At 44.7% G+C, this 3,298-nt stretch carries 2 protein-coding genes; both read left to right on the plus strand.

The window, feature by feature from the left end; translation table 11 throughout:
* Window positions 1–249 precede the first annotated feature (249 nt).
* Window positions 250–1,638: an aminopeptidase P family protein gene (locus ACUVJL_RS11425; RefSeq protein WP_445245953.1), complete on the plus strand. Its 1,389-nt coding sequence runs from the start codon at window positions 250–252 to the stop codon at window positions 1,636–1,638.
* Window positions 1,639–1,698: 60 nt separating this feature from the next.
* On the plus strand, window positions 1,699–3,298 hold a 1,600-nt coding region (locus ACUVJL_RS11430; RefSeq protein ID WP_445245954.1), incomplete at its 3' end, for an adenylate/guanylate cyclase domain-containing protein.

The following is a 3,298-nucleotide window of genomic DNA, read 5'->3' on the forward strand; positions in this document are numbered from 1 at the left end:
TGCGATCGCCCTTAAAGATTCTAACGAATAACTTGTGGGGGCGGGTTTTACCAACCCTCAGTGCCTAATACCAATGTTTTAGGAGGCTGCATAGAATCCGATCCCCCCTAGCCCCCCTTAATAAGGGGGGGACAAGATTCCCATCAAAGTCCCCCTTATTAAGGGGGATTTAGGGGGATCGAGATATGTGCAACTTCACATTAAATTGGTATTACTGCCAACCAAACTCAAGATAATCGGTTTTTACCCATGAAAATTACAAAAAGTGATAATTTTTTAGCAAATATTCTACACCAACGGCGACAAAAACTGGCCACTTTAATTAATTTTCCGACAATTCTCTGGTCTGGCAGCAGGATTCCTCGCAACTATCCGGCTGTGGCTTTTCCTTTTCGCGCCAGCAGTCATTTTTTATATTTTGCTGGTTTGCCCTTAGAAAATGCTGCCATTCGCTTAGAAGCGGGCAAATTAGAACTGTTTTTAGATGATGCGCCTGCTAGCAGCACTCTTTGGCACGGAGAAATGCCGAAAAGAGCTGAAATTGCCGAATTAATTGGGGCTGATGCTGCTTTCCCAATGGCCCAATTGAAATCGCTAACAACAAATGCAGCAACTATCGCCGTTCAGGATTCTTTGACTCAGTTGCAACAGTCTCAAATTCTCGATCGCCCTCTGACACCGCCCAAGTCGCCAACGGGAATTGACCTAGAATTAACCAAGGCAATCATATCTCTGCGCCTGAGCCACGATGCAGTCAGTTTGGCCGAATTGCGTCAAGCTGTGGCTGTCACCATAGAAGCTCACAAAGCGGGAATGGCGGCAACTGGAAAAGCTCAAATTGAAGCAGGGGTGCGCGCTGCAATGGAAAGTGTCATCATCTCGGAAAATATGACCTATGCCTATCCCAGTATCGTGACTGTCCACGGGGAAGTCCTGCACAGTGAACATTATCACAATCCCCTACAAACAGGAGATTTGCTGTTAGCAGATGTCGGTGCAGAAACATCAACGGGATGGGCGGCTGATGTGACTCGCACTTGGCCGGTTTCTGGCAAGTTTTCTCCGACTCAAAGAGCGATTTATGATGTGGTTTTGGCAGCGCACGATGCTTGTATTGATTGCATTAGTTCGGGGGTGGAATATCAAGACATTCACCTGTTAGCTGCTCGAGTTATGGCGGCAGGATTGGTCGATTTAGGTATCTTGCGGGGCGATGTTGACGATTTGGTAGAAATGGACGCTCACGCGCTGTTTTTTGTGCACGGAATCGGACATTTAATCGGTTTGGATGTTCACGATATGGAAGATTTAGGAGATTTGGCTGGCTATCAAGCAGGGAGAACGAGAAGCAGTCGGTTTGGGTTGGGTTTTTTGCGGCTGAATCGAGTTTTGCGTCCGGGAATGCTGGTATCGATCGAACCGGGATTTTATCAAGTTCCGGCAATTTTGAATAATTCTGAAAATCGCGCCAAATATAAAAATTTTGTTAAGTGGGATGAGTTGGAAAAATTCGCCGATGTCCGGGGAATACGCATAGAAGATGATATACTTGTTAGGGAAGAGGGTAGAGAAGTATTAACAGGGAAATTGCCAACAAAAGCTCTGGAGATTGAGGAGTTAGTTGCGGTAAGTGCATAAGTATCTATGGAATTACAAAGAGCGCCGCCGTTCAATCAAGTGTGAGAAAAAAATAATAATATGAAGAAAGGTTGGCAAACAGGTCTTTTGATATTAGTTAAAAAACTGGTTTCGCAAGTCAAAAAATTTGTAGCACTGATACTTCCACGCATTGTTCGCAAGCCTGTATCCTCGCCGCCGCCGATGCAAGCTGCACCTTTTCCGAGCAATGAAGAAGAGAGGCTAAAAGCACTTTACCGCTACAATGTTCTCGATACAGAGGCCGAAGAAGCATTTGATGACCTAACAGCTTTAGCTTCTTATATTTGCGGAACTCCTATTGCTTTAGTAAGCTTAGTAGATTCTAACCGACAGTGGTTTAAATCAAAAGTCGGTCTGGAAGCGCGGGAAATTCCGAGAGAGTCAGCTTTTTGCGCCCACGCTATTTTAAATCCCAACGAATTGCTAGTTGTACCCAATGCTCTAGAAGACGATCGCTTTGCGGGCAATCCGCTAGTAACTTCCGATCCAAATATTCGGTTTTATGCTGGAACCCCGCTAGTAACTCCTGACGGTTTCCCGATCGGCACTTTGTGCGCGATAGATACAGTTCCTCGTAATCTTACTCCAGAACAGCTAGAAGCGCTGCAGACTTTAGGAAGGCAAATTATCAACCAAATGGAGTTGCGAATAAATCTGACTAAATTAAAGCGCGCACTGATCAAGAACAAACAAGTAGAAGCAAAGCTCCGTTCAAGTGACGAGCAAATTGTCAATTTTTTAGAAGGAATGAGCGATGCTTTTTTTGCTTTAGACACCCAGTGGCGATTTAGTTATGTCAATTACAAAGCAGCGCAATATTTGCAGCGCTTGCCGGAGGAACTTTTTGGTAAAAATTTTTGGGAAGAGTTTCCCGACTTAGTAAATTCCGTATTTTACGATCAGTACCATAAAGCTGTAGCGAAACAAGTTGGAGTGAGTTTTGAAAAATATTATTATCCCTTAAAAGTGTGGTGGGAAGTCCGGGCTTTTCCGGGTCGCGACGGCATTTCGGTGTTTTTTCACGACATCACCAAGCGTAAGAAAATAGAATCGGAACTCAGGAAAGAACGGAACAAAACTGAAATTTTACTGCTAAATCTTTTGCCAGAACCGATAGCCGACAGGTTGAAGGACGAACCGGGGGTAATTGCAGACAAGTTTGAAAAAGCAACAATTCTTTTTGCTGACTTGGTGAATTTCACCCAAATTTCTACCACTATGTCTGCAACTAAATTAGTATACTTGCTGAATGAAATTTTCTCTAGTTTTGACGAACTGACTGAGAAGCACGGCTTAGAAAAAATCAAGACGATCGGGGACGCTTACATGGTAGCAGGCGGTATTCCCATTGTACGCCCAGACCACGCAGAAGCGAGCGCCGAAATGGCGCTGGATATGCTAGTAGCAATTGAGAAGTTAAATGTAAAGCTAGAGGCGACTTTTGACCTCCGCATCGGGATTAATAGCGGCCCGGTGGTAGCAGGGGTAATCGGCACTAAAAAATTCATTTACGATTTGTGGGGAAATGCCGTGAATACAGCCAGCCGCATGGAATCTCACGGCGTACCAGGTCGCATTCAAGTTAGCTTCTATACTTATGAGTTGCTGCGGGATAAATATGAATTTGAAGAGCGCGGCT

The sequence above is a fragment of the Microcoleus sp. OTE_8_concoct_300 genome, from assembly GCF_031383065.1.
GTDB lineage: Bacteria > Cyanobacteriota > Cyanobacteriia > Cyanobacteriales > Microcoleaceae > Microcoleus.